The following is a 13,592-nucleotide window of genomic DNA, read 5'->3' as shown; positions in this document are numbered from 1 at the left end:
TTGCAGGTCCTATATCCGTTCCAAATCTCACTGATTTCATTCACATTGTACCAATCTTATCCTTGATTACCAGATAAATACCATGTAGCATAGTATATAGACTAGTCATTGGAGGAATAACATGAAGAAAATAGTTACCAGAAGCCTTGTAGCGGCTGTTTTGTTCACAGGTCTCACCGCTTGTGAAGACAAACAAGGCGATACTCACGTCACTTACAAAAACCCTCAACCTAAACATGCCACGGGAGCAGACACCATTTCAGCAACAGATGAAACGATGGCCCCTGTAAGTCGGGTAGCTCAAGAAGATGAAACCGATGATCGATTAGCATTTGGAGAACGATCAAAACACGGTCAATATTATGTGTCCACAACGGATGCGCAATTTTATCCTGTTAAAGGAGCTAAACAAGTAAACACCCAGTACATTGTCGTATCCGTTCAGTTTCAGCGAACACCTAATGAACATTCGACTGTAGTATTAAACGACACAACGTTTACATTACAAGACACAGCAACTTATCAAACCTACGAACCGTCTGATGGAGGAAATTTATCGACAGAAACCCCGCACACCCTGCGGACAGCTTTTTCATCACCGTTACTATCTGACGATGAACCACTTAACCTCGATGTTGCATTTAAAATTCCAAAAAAGTCCAACCATACGTATAACCTATTAATTACACAGCAATCAGAACGAGCGGATGTGTTTAAGTTTGAAGAAGCCAAACAAGATTATTAATTACATATAGAAAAAAACGCCTGTCTTTTGTTTTATAGAAAAAGAAGACGTTTTTTGTAAAACCATCTTGTTTCTCATAGAAAGAGCAAACGATAGACACAAAAAGAAAAAGAGAATAGACATAAAGCGCGTTAGTGTAGTCAAGTTCAAAAAGAACGTGTATCATTGTAACTGCTGGTAACAAAAGATAGAGACATAAAATATAAATAAAAAAGCTATGAGAAAGGACAAGGTGCGTACATCACGTTAAAGACATATGAATCATAAACATACAAAAACAACTACTGAATTTAGTAATAAAAAAATAAACATGCATTTAAATAGAAAGCTATCAGCCGCTATTATAGCTGCGTTTCTTTTTACTTTACTTTTTTGTTTTATGCCAGGTATAAAAGAGTCAATTCCCAATTTTTCTATTAAAAAAACCAGTCCGCATTTCGTTGATTTATTTCCTTTATACCTTTTGTTTTTTACACCCTTCTTTTTAATAATGGGGACGTTAGGCACGGTGATCGTTGATTTATTAGTCAGTGCGTTTGTAAAAGACCGTAGTAAAAAAATTGATTTTATCATGTCATTCATATTCCACGCCATTTTTGGGTTGTTAATGTTTGAATTCGGAATGATGGGCGTCATTCTTATTTTTATTGTTGATCGTATTCTTTCAATCCGTAAAAAAAACTACTCTTATTTATATCCACTGGGTTGCTTAGTACTGTCGGCCATTATTGGAAGTCTCGTCTATTTCATTTTTACTATTGTTTAATAAAAAAATAACAAAAAAGAGACCCGATTGTTAGACTATATCTAACTTTTTAGGGTCTCTTTTTTGTTTTTTCTTGAAAGTTTGATTTACTTACTATGCGAACGTTTGATAAATCAAAAAGATATTTAAACAAATGACTAATGCCGCTATCACCCAAGCTACAGCCGTTGTAGCTTTATGATTAACCAATCCGCCCATGATTTTTTTGTTGCTTGTAAACATGATAAGAGGAACGAGCGCAAATGCAATTCCGAACGATAAAATAACTTGACTGACAACTAGTGCACTTGTTGGATTTACGCCAAACCCAATAATCAAAAGCGGCGGAATAATTGTAATGAACCGGCGAAGATATAAAGGAATTCTGCGTTTAATAAATCCTTGCATGATGACATCTCCAGACATTGTTCCGACCGAAGAACTTGAAAGTCCTGAAGATAATAATCCAACTCCGAAAGCAATAGCTGCAAAGGGACCAATTAAATGTTCAAATTGTGTAAAAGCCACGTCCAAATCTTGCACGTTTAGTCCGTTTTTAAAGAATAGAGCGGCTGCGACAATCAGCATGCTTGCATTAATTGCACCAGCGATAATCATGGCAATCACAATATCAATAAATTCAAAGCGGAAAATCGCTTTTTTCTCCGATTCTGTAGTTCCTACCACGCGGCGCTGCGTAAGAGCTGAGTGCAAATAAATTGCGTGTGGCATAACTGTAGCACCTAAAATCCCAGAAGCTAACAGCACGCTGTCTGTCCCGTGAAACTGAGGGACAAATAAGCCGTGGACAACACTTGCACCGTCTGGATGCGCAAGAAACATTTGAGTCCCAAAAGCTAATACCACAATAAAAACCATCGCCGCAATCGCTGCTTCTAGCAGTCGAACACCTCGTCTTTGTAACTCTAAAATAGCAAAAGAGCCTACCGCTGCGATAAGTGCAGCTGGGAACAAAGGAATATGAAATAATAAATAAATTCCAAGAGCAGCCCCAATAAATTCTGCTAAATCCGTCGCCATAATGACCAATTCTCCTTGGATCCAAAGCCCAAAAGAAACGAAGGACGGGAAGTGTTCCTGTGCTATCTCGGGTAAATTCAAGCCCGTTGCAATCCCTAATTTAGCTGATAACGATTGAATTAAGACAGCCATTAAGTTAGAAATTAATACAACCCAAAGCAGCATGTATCCGTATTGAGAGCCTGCTGCAATGTTAGTAGCAAAATTACCTGGGTCAATATAAGCAACCGCTGCGATAAAAGCAGGCCCTAAGAAAGGCAATAATCGCTTAATTCCTTTTGTTTTACCCGACAATACGTCTTGAGCACTTAGCTGCATAGCCGATAATGCTTTACTGCCGTTTTGATCTTTCATGTCTAGTGCTCCTTTCTTTGATGAACAATAAATAGCCCAAGCTAATTTTTTTATATGAAGTATAAAATGTTTCCTTAATGCAAATTATATGCTAGCAAAGGTTCTTTTGACAATAAAAAAGTTCAGCAAAAAATATAGATCATCTTCAGCTGTTTTTTATCCCGTTTGGCACAATTCTTTAAATGCACAGCCGTGACAGGAGGCAGGCGTATCTGTTTGAGGGAAATGCTCAAGCGGAAGAGGCTGATTTACCTCTGAGTCTTCCAAAAAAGTTTTCATATAATCAATACTTGTATCAACTTGCTGAAGAACAGCTTCAATTTCATGAAGAGTAAGCTGATACGTACGCGCACTGCCTGAAAGCAAGTATTCGTTTCGGACTTTTATCTGATCAACGGAAATATTATATTCGGCTAGCACGTAGAGGGCGTATATCGCCAGTTGAAACAAATCATCTTTTGTTTGTTTACTTGTTTTCCAATCAACAATCGTAAATTCGTCTGTGACTGGGTTTTTAAAAAGAGAATGAAAAGGCGCATATACTTTATGATCATACACATTTATAGAACGAAACGACTGATGAGGCTCCACTTCTAAAAAAGGTGAAGATACGATTTCGCAAAACGATTTACTTTGTAAAAAGTGATGTACACAAATGTGTACCCGTTTTTGCATGTCTTTAAGATCTTTTTTAGAAATATAGCCGTTTTCGTAGAATTCTAAAAGCATCTTATACTGAGAAGGCTTATGATACCAAAGCTCTCCATAGTCAGTAGAATCACGCAGTGCGTTATTTAGTAGCTGCTGCGCTTTTTCCGTTAAGTTCTGTTCATTAGGGACAAGCTTTGTAGATGTATAGTCAGAAATGGCCTCTGTAATCACTTGACGCACGGCTTGTCCGGCGTACATAGATAAAGTGGAAACTTTTTTTAGACGATAAGCGCTCTGAGACTGAGCAGAAGCGCTGTCAAGCCATCCGTTGTGTGAGACATAATAATGATAGGCATACTTTCGTTTGCATTGTGTGACCATTTTATGTCTGGAGTACGACCATGAAAATTCAGGGAAATCAGTGATTTGAAACAAGCTATTCACATCCTTTTTCAAAAACTGCGCATAGGTTGGTCTATTAGTATATTCGTACATGAGTTAAAATAGACTGAAAATGCAGAGGGTGAATAGCTACGCATGCATATTATTTTGTGGATTCTCGCGAAATATGTATAAATAGAAAAAACTATTTAAAAATTGATTGCTTTTTTCTGTGGCGGATGTTATATTAATAAAGCGATGAGCTAATTTGTGTAAGTCGAAGGGCATGCTTTCGAGCTAAACGTGTGAATGTGGTCACACGGTCCCCGCCACAAACGCATCAAAGACGTCCTGCGTGGACGTCTTTTTCATTTTATAAAAAAGAGAGCGATAGCGCTCTCTTTTTTTTGTGGGATTATTTTCTGAAAAAGTTAAGGGCTGTTATTTGAATGCTTTCACTATGTTTTTAATACTTCTTTTTTATTCCACACATCGTTTCCTGCTTGCAACAAGAGTTTTCTTATCCGATTTTCTCGACCAAACGTAAATATATAAAAACTTACTGTATTTGCACATTTGCCGCATATTGCATTGTTCCTCTTGTAGAGTTGATCGCAATATCCACAACGTACAAACCTTGATTTTTAGGAACCTTAAATTCATTATTTTTGACAAACAGCTTGGTTTTTTCACCGTTATCTCTCCATATATGCACACTCACACTACGAATATAAGCACCGTCTAAGTTCGAAAAATGGAGCTTAACCAATTGTTGCTGCTTCAATGGGATACTTTTTTGCTGAGATATGTATGTATATAAATCATATACATTTATTTCTTTTTTTGTTGTTGAACGGCCGTTTGACCAGTTAATAGAACCTTTGTGAAGGTGATAGGTATGTTCGTTCACCGCAAGCGCAGCTTCAGGTTTGTTTTGATCGTATTCTTCCTCTAGAAAGAAAGCGCTGTTCTTAAGTAAAAGTAAGAAGAACACTATAACAGCTCCTAGACCGCTTAAGACATATACACCACATTTTGCGGGTTGTACTTTCATAATAATTTCCTTTCACAGACCAATAATTAAGGAGGATATGTACATAAAATTTCCACTTTTTCTATTTTAAACGATTACAAGTAAAATTACATTTATTGCTTTCTTTCTTCATAAAAAACAGGATAATAGTCATGTGTTTTCTACAAAAGGTCTCCTTAGATCCAATTCAAACCCATATAAAAGGAAGGTAATTGGAAATTAAAGAGGGAATCTAAAAAATTTACAGAAGTTGATAAGTGATTTAAAATTATACAGAGGAAAAAAGCATTTCAAAAAAAGGGAGATTAGTAGGTTTTTTGTTCTACTTCCGCTTCTTAAAAAGTCGTATTTTTCGTAAGAAACTGTAAAGCTATATTTTATAATGGTGAACCAATACATATACAAACAAAAGGGACACACAAAAAGGGGGATCAGCATGCAAATTAGAGAACTAGAATTACATGATGCTGCAAACTTTGTAGATTTGCTTAAACAGATTGAAGAAGAAAGTAAGTTTATGCTGTTTGAAAGCGGAGAGCGAAAGCTGAGCACGGATCAACAGGAGAAAAACATCGAAATCTTTAAGCAACAGCCAAACTCTACGATTATTGTGGCAGAAGAAAACGAGATGCTTGTGGGATATATAGCTGCAACAGGGGGCGAAGCTAACCGAAACGCTCACATCGCTTCTTTGACATTAGGTATTCGAAAGACGTTTCAAAATCAAGGGATTGGGACGGCTTTAATCGGTGCACTTGAAGAATGGGCGAGAGAACACCATATTCATCGTCTTGAACTGACAGTCGCTATACAGCATGAAAAGGCTCTTTCTTTATATGATAAAGTAGGATTTGAAATTGAAGGAACAAAAAAACATTCACTGCGAATTGGCGGTTTGTTCATTGATGAGTACTATATGTCTAAATTGCTCAACTAAAAAAGAAACGACGTTTAAAAACGCCGTTTCTTTTTTTAACTTCCTCTATAAATTTGGTATCCCCACGGTGACACAAGCAAAGGGACGTGATAATGTTCTTGTTCAGAAGACAATCCGACTCGAACAGAAACTTGATTTAAAAAGGGGGGATTTGTTGTTTGAACTTCTTGTTTTTTATAATATTCCCCAATATGAAACAGAAGTTCGTAATCTCCTGATTCAAACTCTTCAGCAGAGAAGAGCGGAGTTACTAACCTCCCGTCTTCATTTGTAGTACCGTGTGAAATTTTTATTCGTTTACTTTCCGACTGAATATGATAAAAATCAACTTTGACAAAAGCAGCCGGACATCCGTGGGTAAGATCTAAAATATGCGTTGTGATTTTAGTCATGCTCGTTTCTTTGTCTCCTTATCTTCAGTGATTTTATCAGTTAAGCGAAAGAAAGCAATCTTATATACTTCTTCTAATGCTGTATCAAACTCCGTTTGCTCGGTATTTAGTAAACGACTTTGCATTGCCTCGTATATATCTTCTTTTTGTTTACCTCGTACTGCCAAAATAAAAGGAAACGGAAACTTCTCCATATACGTTCCATTGAGAGAAGAAAACTGTTCATACTCATCTTGCGTTAAGTTTTGTAAGCCTGCTTTGGTTTGTTCTTCAGTAGAAGCAGATGTCATGGCAATATTTTCACCTAGATTTGGATGAGCTTGCAGCAGCTTCAGCTGTTTTTCTACAGACGCTTGCGCTACAATTTCTTTCATCATGTCATGAAGTTGTTCAACGGAAGAGAAAGGGCCTTTAAGATACGCCTCTTCTGCAACCCAAGGTGAATGTTCAAATATATCACCAACTAGTGAAACAAAATGCTTCTTGCTAAGCTGATTTACATACTGCACAGATACGTTATTCATACTACACCACCTTTATTTTATTTCTGAATAATCTGTCTTCTCCAAAGAGACGGAAGGTACTTTTCGTTCAATTGATGCGTTAAAAAAGAGATTTAATAAAATGGCAGCCAAACTTCCCGTAATAACTCCATCACTTACAATTACGCGCAAAGCACTCGGGAGCTGAGCGAATAAATCAGGTACCACCGTTACACCAAGGCCAAGTGAAAGAGAGCACGCAATAATTAGCAAATTTTCTTGTTTGGCCAAATCAACAGCACTTAGCATTTTGATGCCTGATGAAATAACTAAACCAAACAACACGACCATTGCTCCTCCTAAAACAGGGGTGGGAATAATGGTTGTAAAAGCAGCTATTTTCGGAACAAGCCCCAGTAATACGAGAATGAAGCCGGCTATTACCACTACATTTTTTGTTTTTACTTTCGATAATTGAACCAGTCCTACATTCTGAGCGAATGTATTGTAAGGGAAAGCATTAAATAGCCCTCCAAGGACAATGGCGATTCCTTCTGCACGGTAGCCTTTTGTAAAATCTTTTTCTGTTAATTCTCGATCACACAGCTTTCCTAACGCTAAAAATACGCCTGTAGACTCAATGATAATGACCAAGCATACGAGAATCATTGTTAAAATAGGGCCGATTTCAAAAGTAGGCATCCCGAAATAAAAAGGAGTGGGAATGTGCAGCCAAGAAGCTTCATTAAAATTAGTAAAATCAACTTTTCCCATTAATACAGCGGCTATTGTTCCAACTACAATTCCAATCAACACAGAAAGAGAACGAAGAAAACCGCTGAAAAATCGATTTAAAATTAAAATAAGCGCTAGAACACCAAAAGAAAGAAGAAGATTAGAAAGAGAACCAAAATCTTTGCTTCCGACTCCTCCTGCCATATTTCGGACAGCGGATGGTACAAGCGATAAACCAATCATCGTCACAACCGTTCCGGTGACAACGGGAGGGAAAAATTTAATAATTTTGCCTAAAAAACTTGCTGCCAGTACGATGAAAATACCACCAGCAATAATCGCTCCGTAAACAGCACTAATTCCATATTGAGTTCCAATTGCAATCATAGGAGTCACCGCTACAAATGAGCTTCCAAGTACAACAGGAAGACCAATACCAAACCACCTGTTCGTCCATGCCTGCAGCAGCGTAGCTAGTCCGCATGTTAGTAAATCAATGGCCACAAGATAGGATAAGTCATGGGCATTTAAATTCAAGGCGCGTCCCACCATCAGCGGAACGAGAATGGCACCCGCATACATAGCAAGTACGTGCTGTAATCCCAATGAAGCTAGTCGAAACGGTCGATTTTGGTTATTCACCTAAAAACCTCCTTTAATTATATCACATGTAATGTTAATAAATATTACATTTATAATGATACATTAATAGTAAAATGTTTTTTAAGGGATGTCATTAGTCAAGTTGACCAAAAACAGAGGTTTTAATATCTACTTTTTTACAATATATAGAGAAGCAGGTAAGCTATTGTGTAAAAAGATGTTACATTTATTTTTTAGTACCAGATATTAATATCAAGTGATATAATTTTGTATATATTTTCAAACAATAGAGGGAAGAGGAAATGTTTATGTATAATCTTGCGGCTCACGCATGTAAATTTTTATTAAAAAGGAGAGGGAAGCTTCACGTAAGAAACAGAGAGTATCTGCCAGCGGATACAGGCTTTGTGATTGCTTGTTCGCATAAGGGATGGGTAGACGTTGTAGCGCTTGGTGCGGCTGTTTTGCCTCACCAAATTCATTTTATGGCAAAAAAGGAGCTTTTTAATCATATACTCACTAGTAATGTATTAAAAAAACTCAACGCATTCCCAGTAGATCGTAACAACCCGGGACCCAGCAGCATTAAAATACCTATTAAATTAGCAAAAGAAGGACATATCGTCGGGATTTTCCCTAGTGGCACGCGAACAGAGGAAGACGTCCCCTTAAAAAAAGGAGCAGTCACTATAGCGAGCATAGCAAAGGTTCCTATTGTACCCGCAGTTTACAAAGGACCTGCCAATGTAAAAGAACTATTTTCGAAGGGTCCTATTGTTATCTCCTTTGGAAAACCTATCTACCTTGGAGAAGATAAACTGACAAAAGATCGCCTTGCCGACGTGTCAAACCATTTAACATCTTCAATTCGTGCGTTAGAGGAAACAGCAAGATAACTTCATAGCGGAGGTGCACCATGAAGGATTGGGTACAGAGAAAGCTAAACGATGTAATTAGTGATGATGTGCAGGCAAAAATGAAAGAAAAGATGGCTGAAAGCGGGGTAACCGTTCCTATATCCGCTTCTATGCTCATGCGAATTTTTCAAAAGCAAATGACAAAGCAAGATCAAATTCAGCAATTTTCTATTTCATTTCAAGACTCCTATATTCACGTGAATGGAATTATTAAAAAATTTCTAGTGAGAATTCCATTTTCCATTGTGCTAGAACCTCTTGAGGCAAAAGAACGTACGCTTCTATTCAAAATCCATGAAATGAAACCTCTTAATCAAAATTGGATCAACTATCGAATTTTTCACAAGCCGCCTGTTACTACGTATGAAGAAAAACAAATTCATATCAATCTCAATGAAATTGATAAAGTCAAGGTCATTCCAGTAGGGAAAATCAAACAATTTTCAATACAAGATGAAAAGCTTCGAGTGAAAATTGGTTTATAAATGGTTGTAAATAAAATGTAGAAATAGTTTTTTTAGAAAGAAAACCTTTTCAATTCAGCACTTAATTCGATTAGGTGCTATTTCTTTATAATTTTTATAAAATTTTTAGAATTTTTCGTCTCTAACTATTGTGACACGCTTCCCTAAAGTTGTACAATGTAACTTATATAGAGGTTTAAGCGAAAAACCCGTAAATATAAAGAGCAAGGAGAAACAACTATGACAACTTATTCAATCGATGTAACACTAAGTCAAACAAAAAAAGAAAAGCCGCAATCTGATCAATTGCAATTCGGGAAAATCTTCACGGACCATATGTTCATTATGGATTATACAGAAGGCCAAGGATGGCACGATGCTCGTATTGTACCTTATCAACCTATCACATTAGATCCGGCATCCATGATCTTTCATTACGGGCAGTCTGTTTTTGAAGGACTAAAAGCATATGTAACAAAAAAAGAGCAAGTATTATTATTTAGACCAGATGAGAACTTCAAACGTTTAAATAAATCAAACGATCGTCTTTGTATTCCTCATGTTGATGAAGACTTAGCGCTGGAAGCGTTAAAGCAGCTGATTAAAATTGACCGCGAATGGATTCCTACTGCTGAAGGTACATCATTATACATTCGCCCATTTGTCATCGCAACAGAGCCTTACTTAGGAGTAGCACCATCTGACCGCTATCAATTTATCATTATTCTTTCTCCAGTTGGTTCATATTACAAAGAAGGGATTGCTCCTGTAAAAATCGCGGTTGAAAGCGAATTTGTTCGTGCTGTAGCCGGAGGGACAGGAACAGCTAAAACAGGCGGAAACTATGCTTCAAGCTTAAAAGCTCAGCAACTTTCTGACTCAAAAGGCTATTCACAAGTACTGTGGTTAGACGGCGTTGAACGCAAATACATTGAAGAAGTAGGAAGCATGAATATTTTCTTCAAAATCGATGGAGAAGTAGTAACGCCATCTGTGAACGGAAGCATTTTGGAAGGAATTACGCGTAAATCTATCATTGAGCTGCTAAAACACTGGGATACGCCTGTAACTGAGCGCCGTATTTCTATGGAAGAAATTAAGCAAGCTTATTCCGAAGGCAAACTAGAAGAGGCATTTGGAACAGGTACAGCTGCAGTTATTTCTCCAATTGGCGAACTATTTTGGAATAACGAGAAAATGGTCATTAACGATGGAAACACAGGAGAAGTATCACAAAAACTGTATGACACTCTAACAGGTATTCAAAATGGTACAGTGGAAGATCCATTCGGCTGGGCAGTAGAAGTAGAATAAATTTCGGCANGGGTCAAATGCCGATGCAAGGTGGAATGGCGCCAATGCACGGAGGAATGGGTCAAATGCCGATGCAAGGTGGAATGCCGCCAATGCACGGAGGAATGGGCCAAATGCCGATGCACGATTGCGGATGCCGCGATTTCTCAGCACCCGTTGGGCATCAGCAGCCTCATTCTTTAAATGATTGGATGTTCATGCAACAAACAAATCCACGTTCTTTTTAATAAACCCTTTACCCTAGATAAAAGGGATGTATTTTTGAATCTTTAGTATAAATATAGAATTTTATTAATTGAAACGTCATGAGAAAAAGAATAGTTCTTACTCTTTTTCCATGACATTCAATTTTTTGAAAATATTAATCACATCTTTTGGGTGTTTTCTTACATAAGAGAGTTTGGTAGAGTTTTTTAAGTATAAATACAGGGAAAAGAAGGCAAAAGCTCTATATTAAAGGGGAAAGGGTGTTTTTAGAATGATATTAGAAGTCACAGCTGCAACCTTACATGATGCTAAAGTTGCCCAGGAACATGGTGCCGATCGTATAAGCCTTGTAACTGGAATCGGTGAAGGCGGCTTAACCCCAAGCTACGGTTTGATGAAAAAAGTGAAAGAAACGATACATATCCCAATATTTGTGATGATTCGTCCACATAATCAATCTTTTCAATATGATGAAGACGATTTGCAAACAATGATTGAAGATATTAAATATGCAAGAGAAATTGGCATTGATGGAATTGAAATAGGCTGTTTAACAGAAGACAAAATTATTGATGAGCAAGCTTTAAAGCGACTGCTCGATGCGGCAGGAGAAATGAATGTAACGTTCCACTTAGCATTTGATGAAATCAGTGATCAAGAAAAGGCGCTTGAAACGCTTTTAAGCTATAAGCAAATTCAGCGTGTCATGACTTCGGGAGCGGATAAAAGTGCGCTAAACGGTATTCCTCATATTAAAAAACTGTTAAGAAGAATGAAAGATAAAGATATTATTTTAATCGGGACAAAAGGGCTGAAACCTGAAAATCTTCAAGCGTTCTTATCCGTTACTCCCGTAAAAGAAATTCGTATTGGTTCAGGGGTTCGAGTGAATTGTCAATATACGAAACCGCTTGACCCAAGGAGTGTAAAAGCTGCAAAAGAAACGATGAATAAACAAAAGTAACAGAAGTGCTACAAGAAATTGTAGCACTTTTTTATTTGGAAATAGAAAGGGACTTATTACATAGTTTTCCCTAAATGGAAAACATCATAAAACCCTGTGAATCCTTGATACATAAGAGAAATGCTGTGTTTTTTCGACTTTAGAGTGAAATAGGAATAATTTCATATTTTCAGAATAATCATTGACAGTGATAATCATTATCATTTATTGTTGTAATTGTTAATGAAAATCATTATCAATTGAATAAACAGGAGGATATGATATGTCAACGTCAACGAAACAACTTACATCAAACGAAATGCTGCTTGCTATGCAAAATGAACGTGAATCCAATGCACGGTCTTATCCTAGACGCCTTCCTATTGCAATTAAACAAGCAAAAGGCGCCGTAATCACGGATATGGATGGAAAAGAATATATTGATTGTTTAGCAGGAGCCGGCACGCTTGCTCTGGGTCATAACCATTACGTAGTCCATGAAGCAATACAAGACGTTTTAGCAAAATCTATTCCTTTACATACATTAGATTTAACAACGCCTGTGAAAGAAGCTTTTATCGATGAAGTATTTGCTAGTTTGCCAGAACAATTTGCAAACAAAGCGAAAATACAGTTTTGCGGTCCAACTGGAGGAGACGCAATTGAAGCGGCTTTGAAGCTTGTAAAAACAGCAACAGGTAACCGAACGATTTTATCTTTTCAAGGGGGATATCACGGCTCCACGCACGGAACGTTAAGCATCAGCGGTACAACGAGTCCCAAAAAGCATATTCATGCGCTAGTGCCCGATACCCATTTTCTACCTTATCCATATGAATATCGCTGCCCGTTTGGCGTAGGTGCTGAAGGTCACACGTACATTAGTACGTACATTGAAAATATGCTGGATGACCCTGAAAGCGGAATTGTTACTCCGGCGGGTGTTGTAGTAGAAATTGTACAAGGAGAAGGAGGCTCTGTTCCGGCGCCGATTCCATGGTTAAAAGAGCTTCGCAGAATCACAAAAGAACGAAACATTCCGCTTATTGTCGATGAAGTTCAAACTGGAATTGGACGAACAGGAAAGCTGTATGCATTTGAGCACGCTGATATTCAACCGGATGTATTAGTGCTATCTAAAGCAATTGGAGGCAGCCTTCCTTTATCAGTCGTTCTATATGATAAAAAGCTGGATCAATGGGAAGCGGGTGCACATATCGGCACCTTTAGAGGAAATCAGCTTGCGATGGCTACAGGACAAGCCACTCTGCAATTTATAAAACAAGAAAACTTACCTGCACATGCTCATGAATTAGGAGCTTATATTCAGAGTCAGCTAAAGCATATTCAAAAGCAAGTATTCTCAATTGGTGATGTACGCGGAAGAGGTTTGATGCTGGGCATTGAAATCATAGACGCAACAAAGCCGGCTAATAAAATCGGCAGTCATCCTGCAAACGGTGAGTTAGCTAAGCTGATCCAAAAAGAATGTTTCGACAGAGGCGTCATTTTAGAAGTGGGTGGAAGACATGGTGCTGTTATTCGTCTGCTTCCTCCATTAATTTTAACGAAACAACAAACCGATGAAGTGTTAACAAGATTTGAAGAAGCGATAAAAGCAGCAGAAGAGAAGTGGGTGAATAAATAA

General features: G+C 37.7%; 15 protein-coding genes. 9 read left to right on the top strand and 6 right to left on the bottom strand.

Annotation, left to right across the window (positions count from 1 at the left end):
* Nucleotides 1-121 precede the first annotated feature (121 nt).
* Both ACFX4W_RS26085 and ACFX4W_RS26080 read left to right on the top strand, forming a co-directional pair.
* Nucleotides 122-745, top strand: coding sequence for a hypothetical protein (locus ACFX4W_RS26085; RefSeq protein ID WP_377560279.1), 624 nt, complete (start codon nucleotides 122-124; stop codon nucleotides 743-745).
* A gap of 508 nt (nucleotides 746-1,253) precedes the next feature.
* Nucleotides 1,254-1,511, top strand: a complete 258-nt coding sequence (locus tag ACFX4W_RS26080) for a hypothetical protein (protein ID WP_237074954.1) — start codon at nucleotides 1,254-1,256, stop codon at nucleotides 1,509-1,511.
* Nucleotides 1,512-1,604: 93 nt separating this feature from the next.
* Here ACFX4W_RS26080 and ACFX4W_RS26075 read toward each other — a convergent pair whose 3' ends face one another.
* From ACFX4W_RS26075 to ACFX4W_RS26065, 3 genes are all read right to left on the bottom strand, one after another.
* Nucleotides 1,605-2,885 carry an Nramp family divalent metal transporter gene (locus ACFX4W_RS26075; RefSeq protein WP_043982798.1) on the bottom strand — a complete coding sequence of 427 codons (1,281 nt, stop codon included), beginning with the start codon at nucleotides 2,883-2,885 and terminating at the stop codon, nucleotides 1,605-1,607.
* A 156-nt stretch (nucleotides 2,886-3,041) separates the two neighbouring features.
* Nucleotides 3,042-3,980 (bottom strand): PD-(D/E)XK nuclease family protein, encoded by a 939-nt coding sequence (locus tag ACFX4W_RS26070; protein WP_241771414.1) that lies wholly within the window; start codon nucleotides 3,978-3,980, stop codon nucleotides 3,042-3,044.
* Nucleotides 3,981-4,476: 496 nt separating this feature from the next.
* Complete coding sequence (locus ACFX4W_RS26065; RefSeq protein WP_165575089.1) at nucleotides 4,477-4,971, bottom strand: hypothetical protein; 495 nt, start codon at nucleotides 4,969-4,971, stop codon at nucleotides 4,477-4,479.
* 415 nt (nucleotides 4,972-5,386) lie between these two features.
* Between ACFX4W_RS26065 and ACFX4W_RS26060 the strand changes: the two genes are divergently transcribed.
* Nucleotides 5,387-5,887 (top strand): GNAT family N-acetyltransferase, encoded by a 501-nt coding sequence (locus ACFX4W_RS26060; RefSeq protein ID WP_013083340.1) that lies wholly within the window; start codon nucleotides 5,387-5,389, stop codon nucleotides 5,885-5,887.
* A gap of 35 nt (nucleotides 5,888-5,922) precedes the next feature.
* Here ACFX4W_RS26060 and uraH read toward each other — a convergent pair whose 3' ends face one another.
* Genes uraH through ACFX4W_RS26045 form a run of 3 tightly spaced genes read right to left on the bottom strand, consistent with a single transcriptional unit; the run spans nucleotide 5,923 to nucleotide 8,138 of the window.
* Nucleotides 5,923-6,279, bottom strand: coding sequence for a hydroxyisourate hydrolase (uraH, locus tag ACFX4W_RS26055; protein ID WP_237074953.1), 357 nt, complete (start codon nucleotides 6,277-6,279; stop codon nucleotides 5,923-5,925).
* Nucleotides 6,276-6,803, bottom strand: a complete 528-nt coding sequence (gene uraD, locus ACFX4W_RS26050; protein WP_043982791.1) for a 2-oxo-4-hydroxy-4-carboxy-5-ureidoimidazoline decarboxylase — start codon at nucleotides 6,801-6,803, stop codon at nucleotides 6,276-6,278. Before uraD ends, uraH begins: the two co-directional genes overlap by 4 nt.
* Nucleotides 6,804-6,815: 12 nt before the next feature.
* Nucleotides 6,816-8,138, bottom strand: a complete 1,323-nt coding sequence (locus ACFX4W_RS26045; protein ID WP_280559687.1) for a nucleobase:cation symporter-2 family protein — start codon at nucleotides 8,136-8,138, stop codon at nucleotides 6,816-6,818.
* A 269-nt stretch (nucleotides 8,139-8,407) separates the two neighbouring features.
* On the opposite strand from ACFX4W_RS26045, the gene ACFX4W_RS26040 reads away from it, so the two are divergent.
* From ACFX4W_RS26040 to ACFX4W_RS26015, 6 genes are all read left to right on the top strand, one after another.
* Entirely contained in the window at nucleotides 8,408-8,995 is a 588-nt protein-coding gene (locus ACFX4W_RS26040) for a lysophospholipid acyltransferase family protein (protein ID WP_280559685.1), read from the top strand.
* A 20-nt stretch (nucleotides 8,996-9,015) separates the two neighbouring features.
* Nucleotides 9,016-9,501, top strand: coding sequence for a hypothetical protein (locus ACFX4W_RS26035; RefSeq protein ID WP_013057211.1), 486 nt, complete (start codon nucleotides 9,016-9,018; stop codon nucleotides 9,499-9,501).
* A 219-nt stretch (nucleotides 9,502-9,720) separates the two neighbouring features.
* Nucleotides 9,721-10,794 carry a branched-chain amino acid aminotransferase gene (locus ACFX4W_RS26030; RefSeq protein ID WP_377560275.1) on the top strand — a complete coding sequence of 358 codons (1,074 nt, stop codon included), beginning with the start codon at nucleotides 9,721-9,723 and terminating at the stop codon, nucleotides 10,792-10,794.
* 23 nt (nucleotides 10,795-10,817) lie between these two features.
* A complete protein-coding gene (locus ACFX4W_RS26025; protein ID WP_377560274.1) occupies nucleotides 10,818-11,021 on the top strand; it encodes a hypothetical protein in 204 nt (67 codons plus the stop codon).
* Nucleotides 11,022-11,272: 251 nt separating this feature from the next.
* Nucleotides 11,273-11,965 carry a copper homeostasis protein CutC gene (locus tag ACFX4W_RS26020; RefSeq protein ID WP_043976593.1) on the top strand — a complete coding sequence of 231 codons (693 nt, stop codon included), beginning with the start codon at nucleotides 11,273-11,275 and terminating at the stop codon, nucleotides 11,963-11,965.
* Between the two features lie 262 nt (nucleotides 11,966-12,227).
* On the top strand, nucleotides 12,228-13,592 hold the full coding sequence (locus ACFX4W_RS26015) for an aspartate aminotransferase family protein (protein ID WP_016765332.1): 1,365 nt from the start codon (nucleotides 12,228-12,230) through the stop codon (nucleotides 13,590-13,592).

This window comes from Priestia sp. YIM B13489 (genome assembly GCF_042787645.1).
GTDB lineage: Bacteria > Bacillota > Bacilli > Bacillales > Bacillaceae_H > Priestia > Priestia megaterium.
The sequence above is the reverse complement of the archived record's forward strand: the minus strand, read 5'-3'. Positions and strand labels throughout refer to the sequence as shown.

What these genes read in the sequence shown, in the direction of transcription:
- uraD (WP_043982791.1), bottom strand. Translation starts at nt 6,803, where the DNA reads ATGAATAACGTATCTGTGCAGTATGTAAATCAGCTTAGCAAGAAGCAT.
- ACFX4W_RS26030 (WP_377560275.1), top strand. Translation starts at nt 9,721, where the DNA reads ATGACAACTTATTCAATCGATGTAACACTAAGTCAAACAAAAAAAGAA.
- ACFX4W_RS26040 (WP_280559685.1), top strand. Translation starts at nt 8,408, where the DNA reads ATGTATAATCTTGCGGCTCACGCATGTAAATTTTTATTAAAAAGGAGA.
- ACFX4W_RS26075 (WP_043982798.1), bottom strand. Translation starts at nt 2,885, where the DNA reads ATGAAAGATCAAAACGGCAGTAAAGCATTATCGGCTATGCAGCTAAGT.
- ACFX4W_RS26085 (WP_377560279.1), top strand. Translation starts at nt 122, where the DNA reads ATGAAGAAAATAGTTACCAGAAGCCTTGTAGCGGCTGTTTTGTTCACA.
- ACFX4W_RS26015 (WP_016765332.1), top strand. Translation starts at nt 12,228, where the DNA reads ATGTCAACGTCAACGAAACAACTTACATCAAACGAAATGCTGCTTGCT.
- ACFX4W_RS26035 (WP_013057211.1), top strand. Translation starts at nt 9,016, where the DNA reads ATGAAGGATTGGGTACAGAGAAAGCTAAACGATGTAATTAGTGATGAT.
- ACFX4W_RS26060 (WP_013083340.1), top strand. Translation starts at nt 5,387, where the DNA reads ATGCAAATTAGAGAACTAGAATTACATGATGCTGCAAACTTTGTAGAT.
- ACFX4W_RS26020 (WP_043976593.1), top strand. Translation starts at nt 11,273, where the DNA reads ATGATATTAGAAGTCACAGCTGCAACCTTACATGATGCTAAAGTTGCC.
- ACFX4W_RS26065 (WP_165575089.1), bottom strand. Translation starts at nt 4,971, where the DNA reads ATGAAAGTACAACCCGCAAAATGTGGTGTATATGTCTTAAGCGGTCTA.
- ACFX4W_RS26025 (WP_377560274.1), top strand. Translation starts at nt 10,818, where the DNA reads ATGCAAGGTGGAATGGCGCCAATGCACGGAGGAATGGGTCAAATGCCG.
- uraH (WP_237074953.1), bottom strand. Translation starts at nt 6,279, where the DNA reads ATGACTAAAATCACAACGCATATTTTAGATCTTACCCACGGATGTCCG.